The following is a 1249-nucleotide window of genomic DNA, read 5'->3' on the forward strand; positions in this document are numbered from 1 at the left end:
CCCCTGTATGGAGACCAGCATGAATTTCCTCAAAACATTCGTCGCTGCCGGCTTGGTCGCCGCATCGACGACAGCAGCCTTTGCTGCCGACATCACCGGCGCCGGCGCGACGTTCCCGTTCCCGATCTATTCCAAGTGGGCTGACGCCTACAAGAAGGAGACCGGCAACGGTCTGAACTACCAGTCGATCGGTTCCGGCGGCGGCATCAAGCAGATCCAGGCCAAGACCGTGACCTTCGGCGCCAGCGACGCGCCGCTCAAGGCCGAGCAGCTCGAGAAGGACGGCCTCGTCCAGTGGCCGATGGTGATGGGTGCCATCGTTCCCGTCGTCAACATCGAGGGCGTGAAGCCGGGCGAGATGGTGTTCGACGGCGAGACGCTCGCCAGCATCTATCTCGGCAAGATCACCAAGTGGGACGATGCCGCGATCAAGAAGCTCAATCCGAACCTGAAGCTGCCGTCGGAGGCGATCACCGTGGTCCGCCGCTCGGACGGTTCGGGCACCACCTTCAACTTCACCAACTACCTCTCCAAGGCCAGCGCGGACTGGAAGAGCAAGGTCGGCGAGGGCACGGCCGTCGAGTGGCCGGTCGGTGTCGGCGCCAAGGGCAACGAGGGCGTGTCCGGCAACATCGGCCAGACCAAGAACTCGATCGGCTACGTCGAGTACGCCTATGCCAAGCAGAACAAGCTGACCTACGCCGGTCTCGTCAACAAGGCCGGCAAGCCGGTGCAGCCGACCGTCGAGGCCTTCCAGGCGGCCGCCTCGAACGCCGACTGGGCCAAGGCACCCGGCTACTACGTCATCCTGACCGACCAGCCCGGCGAGAAGTCCTGGCCGATCACGGCGGCGACCTTCATCCTCATGCACAAGGATGCCACCGACAAGGCGGCCTCGCAGGAAGCCATCAAGTTCTTCCGCTGGGCCTTCAAGAACGGCGGCAAGGCGGCTGAAGAGCTCGACTACATCCCGATGCCCGAGGGTGTCGTGACCCTGATCGAGAAGACCTGGGCTGCCGAGATCAAGAGCTGAGCACTCCTGTCCCGGACAGCGCGCCGGGATCTCAAAAGACCTCCGCTCCGGATCGGCCCAGCGCCGCATCCGGAGCGCAAGACCAACAACAAGACCGACAGCAAGCGTATATAACGGGTACAGGGGATCGGCGTGGCAGAGATGGCCGTTCAGAGCGATATAATCGACGACGCCGGACCGTATGATCGTGCCAAGGCCTTGAGCGCGTTCAAGCTC

At 63.3% G+C, this 1249-nt stretch carries 1 protein-coding gene; it reads left to right on the plus strand.

Annotated features, from left to right (window positions below):
* Positions 1–19 precede the first annotated feature (19 nt).
* Positions 20–1033, plus strand: a complete 1014-nt coding sequence (pstS, locus tag AC1D00_RS41655; protein WP_477014710.1) for a phosphate ABC transporter substrate-binding protein PstS — start codon at positions 20–22, stop codon at positions 1031–1033.
* Positions 1034–1249: the final 216 nt, after the last annotated feature.

The sequence above is a fragment of the Bradyrhizobium sp. P2_E8 genome (assembly GCF_056403875.1).

Bases quoted from the DNA above. Each gene is read 5' to 3' on its own strand.
- pstS (WP_477014710.1), top strand. From the start codon at position 20: ATGAATTTCCTCAAAACATTCGTCGCTGCCGGCTTGGTCGCCGCATCG.